Source organism: Shinella sp. JR1-6 (genome assembly GCF_004284735.1).
Lineage (GTDB): Bacteria > Pseudomonadota > Alphaproteobacteria > Rhizobiales > Rhizobiaceae > Shinella.
On the sequence record NZ_SHMI01000005.1, the window covers coordinates 428,463 to 447,366 of the forward strand.

The 18,904-nt window shown below is 64.3% G+C and carries 13 protein-coding genes; 2 read left to right on the forward strand and 11 right to left on the reverse strand.

The window, feature by feature from the left end; genetic code table 11:
• Nucleotides 1–62 precede the first annotated feature (62 nt).
• The 6 genes from scpB to EXZ48_RS12085 all read right to left on the reverse strand — a co-directional run bounded on the left by scpB (nucleotide 63) and on the right by EXZ48_RS12085 (nucleotide 9,250).
• A complete protein-coding gene (gene scpB, locus EXZ48_RS12060; RefSeq protein WP_023511862.1) occupies nucleotides 63–794 on the reverse strand; it encodes an SMC-Scp complex subunit ScpB in 732 nt (243 codons plus the stop codon).
• Nucleotides 769–1,578, reverse strand: a complete 810-nt coding sequence (locus EXZ48_RS12065; protein WP_130516130.1) for a ScpA family protein — start codon at nucleotides 1,576–1,578, stop codon at nucleotides 769–771. The genes scpB and EXZ48_RS12065 overlap by 26 nt, the downstream gene beginning before the upstream one ends.
• A gap of 113 nt (nucleotides 1,579–1,691) precedes the next feature.
• A complete protein-coding gene (gene nagZ, locus EXZ48_RS12070) occupies nucleotides 1,692–2,711 on the reverse strand; it encodes a beta-N-acetylhexosaminidase (protein ID WP_023511860.1) in 1,020 nt (339 codons plus the stop codon).
• A 125-nt stretch (nucleotides 2,712–2,836) separates the two neighbouring features.
• A complete protein-coding gene (locus EXZ48_RS12075; protein WP_130516132.1) occupies nucleotides 2,837–6,139 on the reverse strand; it encodes an SPOR domain-containing protein in 3,303 nt (1,100 codons plus the stop codon).
• 63 nt (nucleotides 6,140–6,202) lie between these two features.
• Entirely contained in the window at nucleotides 6,203–7,963 is a 1,761-nt protein-coding gene (argS, locus tag EXZ48_RS12080) for an arginine--tRNA ligase (RefSeq protein ID WP_130516134.1), read from the reverse strand.
• A 66-nt stretch (nucleotides 7,964–8,029) separates the two neighbouring features.
• Complete coding sequence (locus EXZ48_RS12085) at nucleotides 8,030–9,250, reverse strand: deoxyguanosinetriphosphate triphosphohydrolase (protein ID WP_050743858.1); 1,221 nt, start codon at nucleotides 9,248–9,250, stop codon at nucleotides 8,030–8,032.
• Between the two features lie 218 nt (nucleotides 9,251–9,468).
• On the opposite strand from EXZ48_RS12085, the gene erpA reads away from it, so the two are divergent.
• Nucleotides 9,469–9,801: an iron-sulfur cluster insertion protein ErpA gene (erpA, locus tag EXZ48_RS12090; protein WP_023513989.1), complete on the forward strand. Its 333-nt coding sequence runs from the start codon at nucleotides 9,469–9,471 to the stop codon at nucleotides 9,799–9,801.
• 35 nt (nucleotides 9,802–9,836) lie between these two features.
• A complete protein-coding gene (gene xth, locus EXZ48_RS12095; protein ID WP_130516230.1) occupies nucleotides 9,837–10,628 on the forward strand; it encodes an exodeoxyribonuclease III in 792 nt (263 codons plus the stop codon).
• 54 nt (nucleotides 10,629–10,682) lie between these two features.
• Here xth and exoR read toward each other — a convergent pair whose 3' ends face one another.
• The 5 genes from exoR to EXZ48_RS12120 form a co-directional block, all read right to left on the reverse strand.
• A complete protein-coding gene (gene exoR / locus EXZ48_RS12100; protein ID WP_037406752.1) occupies nucleotides 10,683–11,486 on the reverse strand; it encodes an exopolysaccharide production regulator ExoR in 804 nt (267 codons plus the stop codon).
• A gap of 363 nt (nucleotides 11,487–11,849) precedes the next feature.
• Complete coding sequence (locus tag EXZ48_RS12105; protein ID WP_023512144.1) at nucleotides 11,850–13,103, reverse strand: OmpP1/FadL family transporter; 1,254 nt, start codon at nucleotides 13,101–13,103, stop codon at nucleotides 11,850–11,852.
• 358 nt (nucleotides 13,104–13,461) lie between these two features.
• Entirely contained in the window at nucleotides 13,462–16,389 is a 2,928-nt protein-coding gene (locus EXZ48_RS12110; protein ID WP_023515115.1) for a valine--tRNA ligase, read from the reverse strand.
• A 139-nt stretch (nucleotides 16,390–16,528) separates the two neighbouring features.
• A complete protein-coding gene (locus EXZ48_RS12115) occupies nucleotides 16,529–17,293 on the reverse strand; it encodes a PopZ family protein (RefSeq protein WP_130516136.1) in 765 nt (254 codons plus the stop codon).
• Between the two features lie 212 nt (nucleotides 17,294–17,505).
• Complete coding sequence (locus EXZ48_RS12120) at nucleotides 17,506–18,903, reverse strand: TolC family outer membrane protein (RefSeq protein WP_023514824.1); 1,398 nt, start codon at nucleotides 18,901–18,903, stop codon at nucleotides 17,506–17,508.
• Nucleotide 18,904 lies beyond the last annotated feature (1 nt).

Genomic DNA, 18,904 nt, shown 5'->3' on the forward strand with positions numbered 1-18,904 from the left:
GCCGAAGTCTTTCCCTGCCGCCGGCACAGGCGCCGACGGTACAGTCCTGTCATAAGCTTCGTTTATTCGTCTTCTTTTCCGCCCGGTGTCAAGAGACCGAGTTCTTCAAGATCCAGCTGGGTGATCGGATCCTCATCGTCCGCAAACTCGTCCTCGCGCAGCGGCATGGGCACCTGGAAATTGGACGGAATGCGGCCGGACAGCAGGCCGGCGCCCTTCAGTTCCTCAAGACCCGGCAGGTCGCGCAGGTCCTCCAGGCCGAAATGATCGAGGAAATCACGCGTGGTGCCGAACGTCACCGGGCGGCCCGGTGAGCGGCGGCGGCCGCGAAACCGCACCCAGCCGGCCTCCATCAGCACGTCGAGCGTGCCCTTCGAGGTCTGTACGCCTCGGATATCCTCGATCTCCGCGCGGGTGACGGGCTGATGGTAAGCGATGATCGACAGAACCTCGAGCGCGGCGCGCGACAATTTGCGCACCTCCGTCTCCTCCGTCCGGATGACGAAGGAGAGGTCCGGGGCTGTGCGGAAGGCCCAGCTGTCATCGAGCTGCACAAGGTTGACGCCGCGGCCTGCATAGAGTGCCTTCAGCTCGCGCATGACATGCAGCACATCGACGCCGCGCGGCAGCCTGTCGGCGATATAGGCCTGCGAGACCGGTCCGGCGGAGGCGAAGACCAGCGCCTCGGCAATGCGCGCTGCCTCGTGCAGTCGACGTGGATCGACGATCGTGCCGGCGTCCGCATCGCGCGGTGCGTCGTCCCCCGGCTCAGCCACGTCCGTCGCCCCCGTCATCGTCGCCCTCGGGCTTGGGTCCGCGGCGCAGGTAGATCGGCTGGAAGGCACCGTCCTGGCGCAGCTCCAGGCGCCCTTCCCGCACCAGCTCCAGCGTCGCTGCAAACGCGCTGGCGATCGCCGTGGTCCGCTCCGTCGGGTTGCGCAGGTAGCGCAGGATGAAGCTGTCGAGCGCCGCCCAGTCGTCTTCAAAGCCGCCGACGAGCAGCGACAGGATTTCGCGCGCATCGGAGAGCGACCAGACGGTGCGTTTCTCGATGGTGACCTGCGTGACCGCGTGGCGCTGACGCAGCGACGAATAGGCGTTGAGCAGGTCGTAGAGCGAAGCCTCGAAGGACGAGCGCCGCTCGGTCGGAATATGCTCCGGCATGCCGCGGGCAAAGACGTCGCGGCCGAGGCGGTTGCGGTTGATGAGCCGCGTCGCCGCATCGCGCATCGCCTCAAGCCGCTTCAGGCGGAAGGCGAGGCTTGCCGCCATCTCCTCGCCGGAGGGGCCATCGTCCTTCGCCTGCTTGGGAATGAGCAGGCGCGACTTGAGATAGGCAAGCCAGGCCGCCATGACGAGATAGTCCGCGGCCAGCTCGATGCGGATCTTGCGCGCCCGCTCGATGAAGACGAGATATTGTTCGGCAAGTGCCAGCACGGAGATGCGGGTAAGATCCACCTTCTGCGTGCGGGCGAGATGCAGCAGAAGGTCGAGCGGGCCTTCGAAGCCGGCGAGATCGACGACGAGGCTCTCCTCGGTGAGGCCCCGCGCCTCGGCGTCCTGCCACAGGTCGGCCATCGGCGCCTGCGCGCCGCGCCCTTTCTTCGGTGGCTTCGACCCCGTTCCCTGCACGTCGCCCCTCTTTATCGTGCCGCGCGCCCGCGCCTGCGGGAGCCCGCTTGCGGCGGCTCTCAGGCCACCGCGATCATGGCGTTGAACTCTTCGCGCAGCGCCGCCTCGTCCGCCCCGTCCGGCGTCGGGAAGCCTGCACGCACCGCATTCGCCCGCCGCAGGCTGTCGCCGGTCAGTGGCGGTACGTTCTCGGTCACCGCGATCATTTCCTCCATGATGCCATGGCAATGCAACACCATGTCGAGGCCGGCAGCAATGATTCCCCGGCTTCTTGCGGCAATATCGCCCTTCAGCGCGTTCATCGACACGTCGTCGGACATCAGAAGCCCGTCGAAACCCATATGGCCGCGGATGATCTCGCTGACGACCTTTGCCGAGGTGGTCGCCGGATTGTCGGCATCGATGGCGGTAAAGACGATATGGGCGGACATCGCCATCAGCTCGTCGTTCATGCGGCGGAAGGGCACGAAATCGCAGGCCTCCAGCTCGGCGCGGCTGGCATGCACGACCGGCAGGTCGTGGTGCGAATCGACCATGGTCCGGCCATGGCCCGGCATGTGTTTCATGATCGGCAGCAGGCCGCCGGCCTTGAGCCCTTCAGCAGCCGCCCTGCCCATCACGGAGACGATCTCGGGCTCCTGTCCATAGGCACGGTTGCCGATGACGTCGTGCACGCCCGGCACGGCGACGTCGAGCACCGGCAGGCAATCGACATTGATGCCGAGGCGGAGGAGATCGAAAGCATGCAGGCGCGACATCAGCCAGGCGGCGCGCAGCCCCTTCTCCGCATCGGCGCGGTAGATCGCACCGAGCGCGGCGGCATTCGGATACTGCTGCACATGTGGCGGCTTGATGCGCTGGACGCGGCCGCCCTCCTGATCGATCAGCACGGGGATATCCGCGTCGCCGCCAAGGCAGTCGCGCATCTCGGCGGTCAGGTCCGCCACCTGCGCCGGCTCGCCGATGTTGCGGCCGAACAGGATGAAGCCCCACGGCCGCTCGCTGCGGAAGAAGGCTTTCTCGTCGGCGGTCAGACTCAGGCCCTTGCAGCCCGAAAGGAAGGATTTCGATTCGCTCATGTCCGCAATCTTAAAGGTTCGATGGAGAAAACGAAGGAGTGCCCTGCCGGCTCCTGCGGCAGCAGCCCGTCGGAATCGAAGAGGCGCGGACCCTGCCCGCGCCTCTCCAGAAAATCAGCGTCTCCTCAGCGGGTGACGAGGCAGCTGCCGCCGGCGCTCTTATAGCGGCTGCAGAGCGAATTGGCCTCCTCGCGCGAGCCGGCCGGGATACGGACGCGGAAGTAGGTACCCTTGTTCGGGATTTCCGCCTTCTTGATGTCCACGCCGCGCCCACCGATGACGGAGGAGAACTTCGAGGAGAGCGAGTTGTAGCTCTTCTGCGCTTCCGCTTCCGAGGGCAGCGAGGCGATCTGGATGACGTAGCTGCCGGGGGCGACGGCTGCGACCTGCGTCTGTTCGGCCGTCTGCTGCGTCTGCGTCGGCGTCGCCTCGGCGGTCTGGGTGCCAGAGACATTGCCGTTTTCGGTGACGGTGCCGACCACGTTGACCGGCTGATCGATCGGACGCGTGCCCGGAACCGGCGCATTGCCGTCCGTCGAACCGCTCGTGGCGCCGATCGTCGTCGTCTTCACCGTGCGCACCGGCGCCGTGTCGTCGACTTCGGCATTGGCGACTTCCGCCAGCACGGAACGCGGCTGGCCTTCGCTGGCCGCCTGCTCGGCGCTGAGCGAGGCATTGGTGTCGACCGTCGCATTAGCCGTGGCAGCGGCCTCGCCCGAGGCGCTGCCGGTGGTCGCGGTCGCCTTGGCGTCGAGACCGGCAACCTCCGTCGCGGGCTCGCCGACCGTTTCTTCGCGGGCGACGAGCGTGCCGTCCGGCTTGACGATCATCGTCTTGACCTTGCGCGGCGAGACGAGCGGCTTGTTGCCGCCTTCGGACGCGGCCGTTTCCGGTTCATCGACACCCGGCAGGACACGGTTTTCGTTTTCCGCGGCAATGACCGCCTCGACGCCGTCTTCCGGACCATCGAACGGCAGGGTTTCCGGCGTCAGCGTGCGCTGCACGACATCGACGGGCTCTTCCGTGGAGGTGACGAGTTGGTCCTGCTGCGGGGTCGCGGCCGTATCGCCGGCAACACGGTCATAGACCGCCTTGTCCTGGTTCGGCACGGTCTTGCCACCTTTTTCCTCCGGCACGACCTTGACCGGCTCCTTGTCGGCGAGGATCACGCGCGGTTCGCCCGAACCGGCCGTGCCGCCGGTAAAGGCCGTCCAGGCATAGACGCCACCGCCGCCGACCATGAGGAGGGCCGCGATGGAGGCCGCGATCAGCAGGCCGCGACGCGGGCGGGACTGTTCGTCGTCGTAGCCATCGCCGGCATAGTGCGTGTTGGCCTGGCCGGGATCGACGGGGATCGCCATGCGCTCGGGCTGGCTCAGCGAGCGACGGAAGTCCTCTTCCAGGGCGCGTTCGAAATCGTCGACGTCGTTGATCTGCGCCGCCGGCTGGGCGACGGCCGCGGCAACCGCACTGGCGGCAATGCCGGCGGTGCGGTCTTCGCTGCGCGCCTTGGCAGCCGGCTCGGTGAAGAGCTGCGCCATTTCCGCGTCGATGTCGAAATCATAGTCCGGCTGATAGGCCGGCGGCTTTTCCTTCTCGATGACGGGAAGCTGCGGCACGTCGAGTTCGGTAACCGGGGAAACCCCCTCGTCCGTCTCGGTGATCATCGTCGGATCGAAGGGCAGCGCACCATCGGCCATTTCCGGAATGACGGGCTGCGGCGCAGTATAGGTCGAGACGGGGACCGCTACGACGGGCTCGCGGCGCACCGGCGTCTGCATCTCGACGGGCCTTACGGCCTCGACACGGGCCTGCGGACGGGTTTCAAGCCGCGCCTCCGGCGTCTTGACCTCCTGCCGCACCGGCTCCTCGTCGAGCGAAAAATCCGAGAGATCGAGGTCGATGTCGGAGAGATCGAATTCCAGGTTCTCGATATCGAGCTCCGGCTCGACGGCCACCGGGGTCGGCTTTGCAACCGGCTCGGCGCGCGCTTCGACAACCGGCGCACGATAGGCGTCAGCCACCGGGCTCTGAACGGGCGCGAACACCGGCTCGCGCGCGGTTTCGACCATCGGGGTGCGCGCCGTCTCCACACTCGACTGGCGTTGCGCGACCGGCGTCGCGCGGCCGAAAATCGAGGAAACGTTTGCCAGGCTGTTGCGCGGCGTCGTGCTCACGGCCGCGAGCGAGGCGGCGGCAAGCGTGGCCGCCTCCAGAGAAGGCCGGCTGTCCGGTACAGGGTAACGCTCGACCTCGGCCAACAGGGAATCCGCATCGTGGTTGCGGCCGGGCTCGACCGATTCCAGCCGGTAGTCGGGTTCCGCATCGCGGGCGGGCTCGGCGTCCTGCCACTGCGTCTCTGCTTCGGCCACGGCGCGGGCACGGTCTTCCCGCGTCTCGAACGGCATTTCGGCAACGAAATGCGGCTCGTCTCGGGCATAGGCCGGTTCCGCATGGAACGGCTCGGAAACGGGGCGGCTCGCCGCGTCGGACATCCAGTCCTGGAGGGTCGGCTCGTGGCCGGCTTGCGCAACATCGGCGGCGCGGATGTCGGAGAGCAGGTCATCGGCAAAACCATCGCCGATCGACAGCTCCAGTTCGCGCTCAAGATCGAGGCCGATCTCGTCGATCGGATTCTCCTCCGGCGCGAGGGGCTGGAAACCAAGGACGACGGGCTGGCGCTCGTCGGCGCTGGCAACGACCGGGGTATCGACAATCGGTTCGCTGCGCACGGGCGGCTCGAAGCGCGGCTCCAGCCGGTCGACGAACTGGCGGCCGGCATGCATTACCGGCTCGACATCGACGGCAGGAACGTCATGCACGGCCGTTTCAAGCTCGTCGGCGAGCAGCAAGGCCGGATCGAAATCAAGCTCGGGCGCCGCATCCGCGACGATCTCTTCCTCACGGGGCAGCTCCGCCACGTGCTCTTCAACCGGAAGCGCATGACCGGCATCGCTTTCAGCGACAACCGGCTGCTGGATCTCCGCCGGGCGCTGCTCGTCGAAGGACGGCTCGGCGCCGAAGAACTGCTCCTCGAAGGAGGGCTCGTGATGTACGGCATCGCGCGGTGCCACGTCACGCGTCGGCACCGCGTCGAGGATGGCTTCGCGCTCTTCCACGACCGGTGCCGGCCTGTCGAAGACGGGCTCGACATGGCGTGGCGTAGCGCGCGCGGCAACGACCGGCTGGACGCTCTCGCGGCGCGGCGTGTCATATTGCTCGAAGGCGCGCATCAGCTCGTCCTCGAGGGCGAGCACGGGATTGTCCATCCGCGGGACCGCCTGGGCGGGCTCGGAGGAAGACTTGCTGACGTCTTGGACCGGACGCGGTTCGTAGCCGACGAGACGGGCAAGCTCAGCCAGCGGATCGTCGTCCGCCAGGAGATCCGTGTCAGCGGTTCCGCTTCGCGCGAAGTTCTTGTCTGCCATACTGCTTCCCACTCACAAGCTACAAATACGCATTTGCCAGCTTATTGTGGGCAAATGGTGACGTTACCGCATTTCGTTCGGTGCAGCCGTGCCTGTAATGGACAGGCCCGACTTAAGAACAGAGGCGACAGCGTGCACCAGCCCAAGTCTGGCGATACTCAATTCTCTATTTTTATCGTTAACAAACCGTAATTCCGGCTGCTCTTTGCCTTTATTCCAGTGAGCGTGGAATGAACTGGCAAGATCATAGAGATAAAACGCGATGCGGTGCGGCTCGTGCGCGAGTGCAGCACCCTCGACGACACGCGGATATTCTGCGAGCTTCGCCAGAAGCTGCAACTCGCTCGGATCGGCGATGTTGCCCGCGATCGCGGAAGCGAAATCGAGCGCGGGAACATCGAGATCCGGGAACGCCTCAGCCGCCTGGCGGAACACCGACATGCAGCGCGCATGGGCATACTGCACGTAGAACACCGGATTGTCCTTGGACTGCTCCGTCACCTTGGCGAAATCGAAGTCGAGCGGCTCGCTGTTCTTGCGATAGAGCATCATGAAGCGCACCGGATCGCGACCGACCTCGTCGACAACGTCGCGGAGCGTTACGAAGTCGCCGGAGCGCTTCGACATCTTCACCGGCTCACCGTTGCGGAACAGCTTGACCAGCTGGCAGAGCAGCACGGTCAGCTTGGACTTACCCTCGGAGACCGCGCGCGCAACTGCCTCCAGGCGCTTGACGTAACCGCCGTGGTCGGCGCCGAGCACATAGATCATCTCGTCGAAGCCGCGGTCGAACTTGTCCTTGAAGTAGGCAACGTCGGCGGCGAAATAGGTATAGGATCCGTCCGACTTGATCAGCGGGCGATCGATATCGTCGCCAACTTCCGTCGAGCGGAAGAGCGTCTGCTCGCGATCTTCCCAGTCTTCCGGCAATTGCCCCTTCGGCGGCGGGAGCACGCCCTTGTAGACATGGCCCTTGAAGGTCAGGTCATTGATCGCCGTGCGGATCGGCGCGCCGTTGCCGGCATGCAGCGAGCGTTCGGAGAAGAAGACGTCGTGCCGGACATTGAGGGCCGCGAGATCTTCGCGGATCATCACCATCATCGCGTCGATCGTCTTGTCCTTGACGATGGGCATCCACTGTTGCTCCGGCATGGCGCGCAGCGTCGTGCCGAATTCCTCGGCCAGCGCTTCGCCGACCGGAACCAGATAGTCGCCGGGATAGAGGCCCGACGGGATGTCGCCGATCGTCTCGCCGAGCGCCTCGCGGTAGCGCAGGAAGGCCGAACGCGCGAGCACGTCGATCTGCGAGCCCGCATCGTTGATGTAATATTCCTTGGTCACGCCATAGCCGGCAAAAGCGAGCAGATTGGCCAGCGCGTCGCCGACCACGGCGCCGCGGCAGTGACCGACATGCATCGGTCCCGTCGGGTTGGCGGAGACGTATTCGACGTTCACCTTGCGGCCCGCCCCGAGAGAGCCGCGACCATAGTCGGTGCCGGTCTTGACGATCGCGGCCAGCAGCTTCTGCCAGTAGGGTACGGAGAGGCGCACATTGATGAAACCGGGGCCGGCGACGCTGACATCGGCGACTTCCGGGTCCTTCTTGAGTTCGGCGACGATAAGGTCGGCCAGCACCCGCGGATTGAGGCCGAGGGGCTTTGCCAGCACCATCGCAGCATTGGTCGCAACGTCGCCGTGGCTCGCATCGCGCGGCGGCTCGACGCCGATACGACTGAAGTCGAGATCGGCGCGCTTCTCGCGGACGATCTCAAGTCCTTCGATTACGTTTTTGATTCTGCTATCGAAATCTGTAAAAAGGTTCATCTCATCCATCCGCACGCAGCGGCCCGTTTCGAGCCATTTCTGCGAAGAAGTTCAGGTGGCGGCTGACTATCGCAATTCGGGGGTATGGTCAAACAGCCGGCGATGGGTGTTGACCGCGTAGTTGTCGGTCATGCCGGCAAGATAGTCGCCGACATGACGGGCACGCGCCGTCTCCGGCATGGTCGCGATGCGGTCCACCCAGTAGTGCCCCTGCATCAGCTGCGGGTCGTCCATGTAAGCGTGATAGAGGTCCGTGAGGATGGAAGCGGCGTTCGCCCGCACCCGCATCACCTCCGGATGCCGGTAGATGCGCGAGAACAGGAGCTTCTTGATCTGCTTGTCCGTGACCGCCATCTCGGTGGAGAAGGTCGCCAGGCAGCGGCGCGCCTTGCGCACGTCCTCTGCACTCTCGGGCCGCTCCTCATGGATCGCCTGCTGCGCATAGCCGATCACGTCCTCGACCATGGCGGTGATCTGCCGGCGCATGATCTCGTGGGTGAAGCGCGAAGCCTCGAGATCCGGATAGCGCTCGCGCACGTCGCGCATCAGCCGTGCGAGGAACGGCACGTCCTCGAGCATCTCGAACGTGAGATAGCCCGAGCGCAGGCCGTCGTCGATGTCGTGGGTGTTGTAGGCGATGTCGTCGGCGATTGCGGCGACCTGCGCCTCCATGCTGGCGAAGCTCCCGAGCTCCAGGTCGTGTATGGCGCAATAGTCGAGGATCGGCCGCGGCACCTCCTCGCCATGGGTGCACTCGCCGGTCGGCCCGATCAGCGGACCATTGTGCTTGACGAGGCCTTCGAGGCTTTCCCAGGTCAGGTTCAGCCCGTCGAACTCGGCATAGCGCCGCTCGAGCTTGGTGACGATGCGCAGCGACTGGGCATTGTGATCGAAACCGCCGAAGGGTTTAAGCACCTCGTGCAAGGCGTCCTCGCCGGTATGGCCGAAGGGCGTGTGGCCGAAATCATGCACCAGCGCCACGCCCTCGGCGAGATCCTCGTCGAGCTTCAGGGCGCGGGCGAGCGCGCGGGCGATCTGCGCCACCTCGATCGTGTGGGTCAGTCGCGTGCGATAATGATCGCCATCAGCGGCAATGAAGACCTGCGTCTTGTGCTTGAGACGCCGGAAGGCGGTGGTGTGCACGATGCGGTCACGGTCGCGCTGGAAGTCCGACCGTGTGGGGCTCTCGGCTTCGGGATGGAGCCGCCCACGGGTCGCCCAGGGGTCGGAGGCATAGATGGCGCGTTGCCCCGCGCCAAAACCCAGCGCATGTCTGTCGAACGTCATTCTTCACCTGCATTCACGCCGCCCATTGACGCGGCCGCAATGCCTTCATACCTATAGTGTGCACAGCGGCAAGTCCGGCTGCAAGCCGAGCTTGAAATACAAGCCTTTTCAAGAGCCTGTACAAGACGGCCCGCAGCGGGTGATGCCAGGGACGGCAAAGGCGCCGTCTTCGAAGGATAGCGATTCTCTCCGGATCTTGACCCCGGCAGGAGGCAGACATGACCGACAAGTCCGTTACCATTTCCGACGCCGCCGTCCGGCGCATCGCGTCGATCCTCACTGCGTCGCCCGAAAAGCAGGCGCTGCGCGTCTCCGTGGAAGGCGGCGGCTGTTCCGGCTTCTCCTACAAATTCGACCTCGTCGAGGACCAGCAGGACGATGACATGGTGCTCGAGCGCGACAATGCGAAGGTGCTGATCGACCAACTCTCCCTCGTCTACATGGACGGGTCCGAGATCGATTTCGTCGATAACCTGCTCGGCCAGTCCTTCCAGATCAAGAATCCGAATGCCGTCGCCAGCTGCGGCTGCGGCACCAGCTTCTCGATCTGACCTTTCAGAAAACCAAGACGGGAACCCGCATGCCGATCAAGATTGCCACCTGGAACATCAACGGCGTGCGGGCGCGCATCGACAATCTCGTCGCATGGCTGAAGGAATCCAATCCCGACATTGTCGGGCTCCAGGAAATCAAGACGGTCGACGAGGGATTTCCACGCGGTGAGATCGAAGCGCTCGGCTATCACGTCGAGACGCATGGCCAGAAGGGCTTCAACGGCGTCGCCCTGCTCTCGAAGATCCGCCCCGACGAGGTGAACCGTGGCCTTCCCGGCGATGACGGCGACGAGCAGTCCCGCTTCATCGAGGGTGTCTTCTCCGTCGAAGGCGGCGTCATCCGTTTCTGCTCACTCTACCTGCCGAACGGCAACCCGGCGGACGATCCCGTCAAGTTTCCCTATAAGCTTTCCTGGATGGACCGGCTGATCGCCTTTGCCGAGGACCGGCTGGCGCTGGAGGAACCGCTGATCCTTGCCGGCGACTACAATGTCATTCCAGAGCCGCACGACTGCTGGGACGTCAAGGTCTGGCAGCGGGACGCGCTCTACCTACCGCCCACCCGCCAGGCCTTCCGGCGTCTCGAAAACCTCGGTTTGCTGGATGCCGTGCGCGCCTCGACCGACGCCGTGCCGCATTATACGTTCTGGGATTACCAGGGTGGCTGCTGGCCGAAGAATTTCGGCATCCGCATCGACCACCTCATGCTGTCGGCCGAAGCCTCCGATCGCCTCGTCTCGACCGCGGTCGAGAAGCATGTGCGCAACTGGGAAAAGCCGTCCGACCACGTTCCTGTGGTGGCCGTGCTGGATTACGCGGCCTGACACGCCCGGCCCGCAGACCTGCGGGCGGAAACCGGCCTCAAATTTTCCTGAAAGCTATTCTTCCGGATTGAACCGGATGCTTTGCGCCAGTGCGACGCCCTTGCGGCGATCAGCCTCGCTGGCGACGGAGAAGGCTTCTTCCTGCGTGGCCTGCAGCCAGCCGCAGTCCTTCGGCGGGCAATGATCGAGCGCGGCGGTCATGAAGGCAAGCCCGCGGGCCGTCTGGCCTTCCTGGAAAAGGATGTTGCCGAACAGGCCCATGGCGCCGGCATGGCCATTGTTGCGCGCGCGGTTCAGCCACTTCTTGGCCTGGTGCACACTGACGCTGCCGCCCTCGCCCGAGAGCATCATGCGGCCGAGCTGGAACTGGGCCTCGGGAATGCCGAAGGCGGAAGCCGCCTGGAAATAGAGCTGGCGGGCCTGCGTCATGTCGATCTTGACGGGGCTGTCGGGAATGCCACGACGATAGTAGCTGGCAAGCGCGATCAGCGCATTGGCAAAATAGCCGGTGTCTTCCGAGCCCGGCTCGACGCCGGCCTGGGCGATCTCGCTGTACATCTTGAAGGCTTCGAGGTCGTTTTCCGGTACGCCGTCACCATCGGCATACATGTTGGCGAGCGCCCAGCGCGAGCCGGTATGGCCCTTTTCGGCCGCATAGCGGTACGCCTCGACGGCATCGCTCTTGCGCCCCTCCTTGTAGGAGAAGAAACCGAACTTGAAGAGATCGAAGGGCCCGCTTTCCTTGCTGACGCCGGATTGGGGATCGAATGCGAGAGCCTGAGACGCCGCTCCAAAGGAGAGCGAGAGACAAAGACCCAATACCATTACTTTCATCGGCATCAACTCGGACTTCGGCATCACTTCTACAATTCCGCGCCGAACCTTGTTCCTTCCGCCAAACCGGGAATGCACGACTTTCGTGCGGTTTTCCGGCAACTCCGGCGGCAATGACATCGGCTGGCTCATCGTTTCCTTGGGCGCGGTTCCACGCGTCTACATGTCCGTATCGCTGCGCCCCGTTTGTGGCGGGAAATGGACATTTCGTCGCTTCCCTGAAGGTGTAGCAAACTCTGGGAAAAAAAGTGTTGCGATTCCATCACATATTTTCAGGCGTCGCTGTGTTCTTCCCATCAAGCCTGCCGTGAAGCAACGAAGTGTTAACCAAGAAAAAGGGCCCGGTGATGACACCGGGCCCGATTCTGATCGTTTTGGTCCGCCAGATCAGAACTTGATCTTCAGCGACGTGGAGATCGCCGTCACCAGGTCATTGTCGAAGTCATAGGAGACGCGGCGGCCGAAGGTACGGCCGTCCTTGACGACCTGACCGGAGGAGCCGCTCGTCAGGATGCCCAGCGCGCCGCTCAGACGGAACTCGACATTCTCGTTTGCCGCGTAGGAAAGGCCCGTGCCGACGGTCCAGGTGTCGGTATGCGCACCGATGCCGGTGCCCGTGCCGCGGTCCCAGGTCAGGCTCAGGGCGCCGCTGAGCTTGTCGTTGAACTTGTGGCCGACGCCGCCCGAAACGGTCCAGCCGTCGCGATAGAGCAGATCGAGCGAAGTCACTTCCGTCGGGCCGCTCGTGCGGCAGTCGACACCGCGTGTGGCGATCGGGCAGAAGGGCAGGCTCTGCAGCTGGCTCCAGTCGGTCCACTTGATCGAGCCGAAGGCCAGCCAGTCCGGCGCGATGCCCGTCTGGAACTTGAACTCCAGTGAATCGGGCATGTCGGCGGAGCCGAAGACCGGCGTGTTGACGCCGGCAAAGCCCGGCAGAACCGCGCCGGGAACCTGGCGCAGGTCCATGGTGCCGGTGATGTCGTCGAGCTTCACCGCGCTGTTGTAGACGAGGCTGGTGCGCAGCGCATATTCCTCGATCTCGTAGGCGATGCCGGCGCGCCAGCCCCAGCCCTCACCCTCCAGCTTGAGACGACCCATGCCGTTCAACGGCGAGCCCTCGGGCATGGCGAAGACGAGACGATCCTTGAAGCCGGAGACCTCCTGGTAGAAGCCGCCGCCGATCACACGGAACTGGCCCGGCCCCATGTCGAAGGAGTAGGAGCAGGTCGCCGCGTAGTTATGGCTCTCGATCTTGGTCTCGACATTGTCGTTGGCCCCCGCCCAGTTGCGGCCGGGATTGATATGCGCGCCCCAGGGCTGGGAATAATCGGCCATGCAGTCGATGGAATCGGTGATCGCCGCCTTGAAGCCGATGCGCGGCACCCAGTAGCTTTCCGTATCGCGAATGCCGTTGTTCGGCAGGCCGTTCAGGTCGCCGTCGAGGGGAATGTTGTCGCGGACGTTGTTCATGTCGCGCTGCGGATTGACGAAGGTCACCGCCGATTCGAAGATGTAGTCCGAGGGATCGAACAGCAGGTCGATATTGTACCCGCCACGCTCCAGGCCGCCCGCCTGTGCGGATGTCGCCGCCAGCAGGGCAAGCGCCGTCATCCCTCCAAGGCTGATGTTCTTCCGGTTCATGCAATCCTCCCCTGCGCAACGCCGGCGCAAATCGCAGCTGCCTCTGCGTCCCGCCTCTCCACCCCGACTATCGAAGAGGACCACGAGATTGGCAAACCCCAGTTTTTGCCCCTAACTTCCAGTGGGTATTCAAAAAATTACGTAAGCTTTTCATGAAGCCCCTCAGCAGTTGAGCGGCCTGAAATGATTTTTCAAACAGTAGGGACGTTTCCGCTAATAAAGAGTTATCTTTTCTATAGCGATAATGACCTGTTACATTTGGGAGACAGTCGGAATTTTGCGGGATAACCGGCGAATAGAAAACCGCGCCGGAGATTCCGGCGCGGTTTTCATCGTTCCCAGATAAATCTGAGGGGAATCAGCCAGCTTCGCTAACGCGGGCGAGCGCCACCGCCAGGCTGGCGAGCTGTTGTTCCAGTTCGGCGAAGCGTTCGCGCTCGGCTTCCACCACGTCAGGCTTGGCATTCGCGACGAACTTCTCGTTCGACAGCTTGGCCTGAATGCGTGTGGCTTCCGCCTTCGCCTTCTCGATCGCCTTTTCGAGGCGCGCCTTTTCGGCTGCCAGGTCGATCAGCGTGCCGAGCGGCAGGCAGGCGGTCGCCTCACCGACGACGATCTGTGCGGCCCCCTTGGGCGCCGTGTCCTCCAGGCGGATCTGCTCGACGCGGGCAAGGCGGCGGATGGCCGAATCGTGCGTTTCGAGGCGCTTCTTCGTCATCGCATTGGCATCGACCATGACGAGTGGGGCCGTCGCACTCGGCGGCACGTTCATTTCCGCGCGCACCGAGCGGATGCCGGAAACGAGGTCGATCAGCCAGTTGATCTCGTCGGCCGCCGCCTCGTCGCCATAGGCCGGCGACGGCCACTCGGCGTGGCAGACCAGCGTGTCGCGGGTCTTGCCCTCGCCGGCCGTATGCGCCCAGAGCTCTTCCGTCATGAAAGGCATGAACGGGTGCAGGAGCTTGTAGATCTCCTCCAGGACATAGGCCGCGCAGGCCTGCGATTCCGCCTTGGCAGCCGCATCCTCGCCGCTGAACACCGGCTTTAGAAGCTCCAGATACCAGTCACAGAACTGGTTCCAGACGAAGCGGTAGAGCGTGCTCGCCGCGTCATTGAAACGATAGGTCTCGATCGCCTCCGTGACGTCCCGCGCCGTACGGGCGAGTTCCGTCAGGATCCAGCGATTGATCGTCAGCGAGGCCGCTTCCGGCACGAATTTCGGATCGGACGCGACGCCGTTCATCTCGGCAAAGCGCGTGGCGTTCCACAGCTTGGTGCCGAAGTTGCGGTAGCCGGCGATGCGGGCCGGATCGAGCTTCACGTCGCGGCCCTGCGCGGCCATGATGGCCAGCGTGAAGCGCAGCGCATCCGCGCCGTATTCGTCGATCAGTTCGAGCGGATCGATGACGTTGCCTTTCGACTTCGACATCTTCTGCCCGTTCTTGTCGCGCACCAGGGCGTGGACATAGACGGTGTGGAACGGCTCGATCGGGTTGCCGTATTCGTCCTTCATCAGGTGCAGGCCCATCATCATCATGCGGGCAACCCAGAAGAAGATGATGTCGAAGCCGGTGACGAGCACGTCGGTCTGGTAGTATTTTGCCAGTTCCGGCGTCTGTTCCGGCCAGCCGAGCGTCGAGAACGGCCAGAGGGCGGACGAGAACCAGGTGTCGAGCACGTCCTCGTCGCGCGTCAGGATATCGCCCGGCGCAAAGTTCTCCAGCTTCTCCTCGACCCAGGCCTTCCAGGGGCCTTCATGGGCGATGTAGTGCTGGATGGCGGCGTGCAGCGCCTCTTCCTCGGTCTTCTCGACGAAGACCTGCCCATCCGGACCGTACCAGGCCGGGATCTGGTGGCCCCACCAGAGCTGGCGCGAGATGCACCACGGCTCGATGTTTTCCATCCAGTCGAAATAGGTCTTTTCCCAGTTCTTCGGCACGAAATTGGTGCGGCCCTCGCGAACCGAGGCGATGGCGGGTTTGGCCAGTGTCGCGGCGTCGGCGAACCACTGGTCGGTCAGCATCGGCTCGATGACGACGCCGGAGCGGTCGCCGAACGGCTGCATGACCTTCTTGTTCTCGACGAAGGGCACGTCGTTGCCTTCGGCATCCTTGACGGTGACCGCCAGCCCCTCGGCATTGATCGCATCGACGATACGCTTGCGGGCCTCATAACGATCGAGGCCGCGATACTCGTCGGGAACGAGGTTGATGTCGTCGACCTCGGCCTCGTTCGGCACGTGGCCGGTCTTTGCGATGTCGAGCGCCTGCGCGGCGTAGAACGCATAGGGCTCGCCGTCGGCGCGCAGGGCGGCGCGCGTGTCCATCAGGCGGTAGAGCGGAATGTTGTTGCGACGGGCGACCTGGTAGTCGTTGAAATCATGAGCCCCGGTGATCTTGACCGCGCCGGAACCGAAATCGGGCTCCGGATATTCGTCGGTGATGATCGGGATGAGGCGGCGATGCGCCTTCGGGCCGACCGGAATCTCGCAGAGTTTGCCGACGATCGGCGCATAACGCTCGTCGGAGGGATGCACGGCGACAGCGCCATCACCCAGCATCGTTTCCGGGCGCGTGGTCGCGATGGAAATGTAGTCGCGCTCTTCCTGGAAGACGACGTTGCCGTCGGCGTCCTTCTCGACATAGGTGTAGGTTTCCCCGCCGGCGAGCGGGTACTTGAAGTGCCACATATGGCCGTCGACTTCCTTGTTCTCGACCTCCAGGTCGGAAATCGCCGTTTCGAATTTCGGGTCCCAGTTGACCAGCCGCTTGCCGCGATAGATCAGGCCTTCCTTGTAGAGCGAGACGAAGACCTCGAGGACCGCATCGGACAGGCCCTCGTCCATGGTGAAGCGCTCACGCGACCAGTCGCAGGAGGCGCCGAGGCGCTTCAGCTGATTGAAGATCAGGCCGCCCGATTCCGCCTTCCACTCCCAGACTTTCTCGACGAAGGCCTCGCGGCCCATCTCGCGCCGGCCCGGCAGCTTTTCGGCGGCGAGCTTGCGCTCGACGACCATCTGCGTCGCGATGCCGGCATGGTCCATGCCCGGCTGCCACAGCACGTCCTTGCCGCGCATGCGCTCGAAGCGGACCATGATGTCCTGCAGGGTGTTGTTGAGCGCGTGGCCCATATGCAGCGAGCCCGTCACGTTCGGCGGCGGGATCACGATGGTGAAGGTCTCGGCGCCGGGCTTTGCGCCCTCGCCGGCGCGGAATGCGTCCGCATCTTCCCATGCCTTGGCAATGCGCGGCTCGACCGCTGCGGAATCATAGTTTTTTTCAAGCATTTTCGTGCGTGGCCTGCTGTTTGTCGGTTGCGTTTTCTAAACCGGATGGCCGGGGCGAAGTCAACAATATCAGAAGAAAAGCCGCCCCGGAGGCTCCGGCGCGGCTTAAACCAATCTTTTGGAGATTTGGTGGCGTCGGTCAGCGGCGCGGGCCGCGCGCCACCCGTTCGATCTCCTCGCGCACCAGCCGCTCGACGAGCGTCGGCAGGTTGTCGTCCAGCCATTCCTGCAGCATTGGGCGCAGCATCTCCTCGGCGATCTCGTCGAAGGAGCGGCGCGGGCCGGCGTCGAGCGCCTGCGCCAGCGCGCCAAAGGACTGGGCCACGCGCGCGCCGACATCGGGCGAAACGATCGCGGCGACGTCCCGGCCGGCAGCAGCCGGCTCGGCAGCGCGCTCCTCGACGGCCAAATCGACCGCAGGCGCCGCCACCACATCGGCGACAGGTTCGGCCTTTGCGACGGCTTCGAAGGCCGGCGCGACACGCCCGGCATTGGCGGCCATGCGCGCGGTCACGATCGGGTTTTCCTCCCGCACCGGCGCCGCTACCGGCTCGACGGAAACGGGCTCCGGCATCTCACGGCTGGCGACATGACGCTCGGAGGCCGCACGAACCCGGGCGGCGACATCGGCAAGCGACAGGGCCGGCTGGCCACCCTGCATCAGCTCGGCACGCGGCAACGGCTGAACAGCGGCGGCATGCCGTTCTTCGGCATGGAACTGCTCGACCACAACAGGATGATCGAGCAAGGCGCGATCCTCGCTCCCGGTCGTAATGTCGAAGCCGCCATCGTCCTCGGCATCGGCCGCAAGGTCCGGCATGGCTTCGTTGTTCTCGATGATCTTGCGAATGGACGCCAGGATTTCATCCATGGACGGTTCACGCGCGACATTTGGCTGAGCCATTTCTATCCCCGTTCTCTGCGGCGTCCCCTGGCCAGCCGCTACGGGACCTGCCGGACATCACGAAAACCCTAGGCGAGTTCGATGGCGAACTAAATCGCCGCGAATCATGTGTTCCAAGTGATGCACAGATTTGTTTGCCCTGCCAAGGGCAAGACGCGCGACCGCATCCCGCGCAGTCGCAGGAGAGCCCGTTTCGTCGTAAAGGAAAGGACTTACTTGCCGTCGACCGTTCTCAGGCCGAACCACTTGTCCTTGACGGCTTCGTAGTGCACCTCGGCGCGGTATTCGGCGACCTCCAGCCCCTGGCTGCGCACCGTCAGGCTGCCCGTGGCAGCCAGCAGCGAATAGCTCGCGACGACGGCATTGCGCTGCACGGCGGCAAGGTCTTCCTGGGCTTCAAGCACGTTCTGCTGGGCATTCAGCACGTCCAGCGTCGTGCGCTGGCCGACATTGCGCTCCTCGACGACACCGTTCAATGCCTGGTTGGCCGCGTCGATCTGTACCCGGATGGCCGTGATGGAGGCATTGGCAGCCTCATATTGCGCATGCGCCGAGGCGATCGTGCGCTGGACCTCCATGCGCGCGGAATCGACCTGCAGCTGGCTTTCCCCAAGCCGCTCCTTCGCCTGGCGGATCTGGCCGTATTCAGCGCCGCCCTGATAGATCGGAACGGTAAGGCGGGCCGATACAGTGCCTTGAAGACTGTCACCCGGGCCGTCCACCGTATTGACCGACTTGTAGACGCTGCCCTGCAGGGAGACGCCGGGCAACATGGCGCCTTCGGCCTCCTTCACATTGAAGCCGGCGGCATCGACGCCGCGCATCGCCGCGATGATGTTCGGGTTCTCGCGCATGCCCGTCGCCACAGCATTGTCCAGCGAATTCGGCATGGCCTTCTTGGCTGCCGAGGGCTGCTTGATGCCTTTTGGCGTCTCGCCGACGATCTGGACATAGGCCGCTTCGCTCTGCTTGAGCGAGGAGACGGCGGCGGTAAGCTCCGCCTTGGCGGAGGCAAGCTCGGCCTCGGACAGGCTGACGTCCGTGCGCGTGCCCTCGCCCACGTTCAGGCGCGCATTCGCGGCAGCGACCTGCTCCTTGAGAAAGGCGATGTTCTGCTTGCGGATCGACACGATCTGCTGGTCGCGGGCAATGTTCGAATAGGCTTCGACCGCGGCGAGAAGGATGGAGATTTCCTGGGCGCGCAGCGACTCGCGGTTCGCCAGGACGTTCGCCTCCGCTGCCCGGACACGGTTGAGCGTCTGAAAGCCGTCGAAAACCTGCTGGCTGATCGTGATACCGTAACTGGAAGCGACGTAGTCCGTCTGGCGGCCGGCCTGCCCGAGGAGACCGCGAGGCGGCCGGACATCGAGGTTCGTGCGGGTCCCTTCGACTTCAGCCACCCCCCTTACTTGCGGCCGCATGCCGGCCTTGGCAATCGTGACGTTCTCGTCAATGGCGCGCAGCGCGGCGCGGGCGGCGTTGAGGTCGGGGTTGTTCTCGTAGGCCTTGGCCATGGCGCCGGCCAGTGTTTCGGCAAGCGCTGCCTGCGGCAGGGCGTTGACGGCAGTGGCGAGCGCGAGCGCAAGGGCAGTTCGACGAAGAAGGGACACA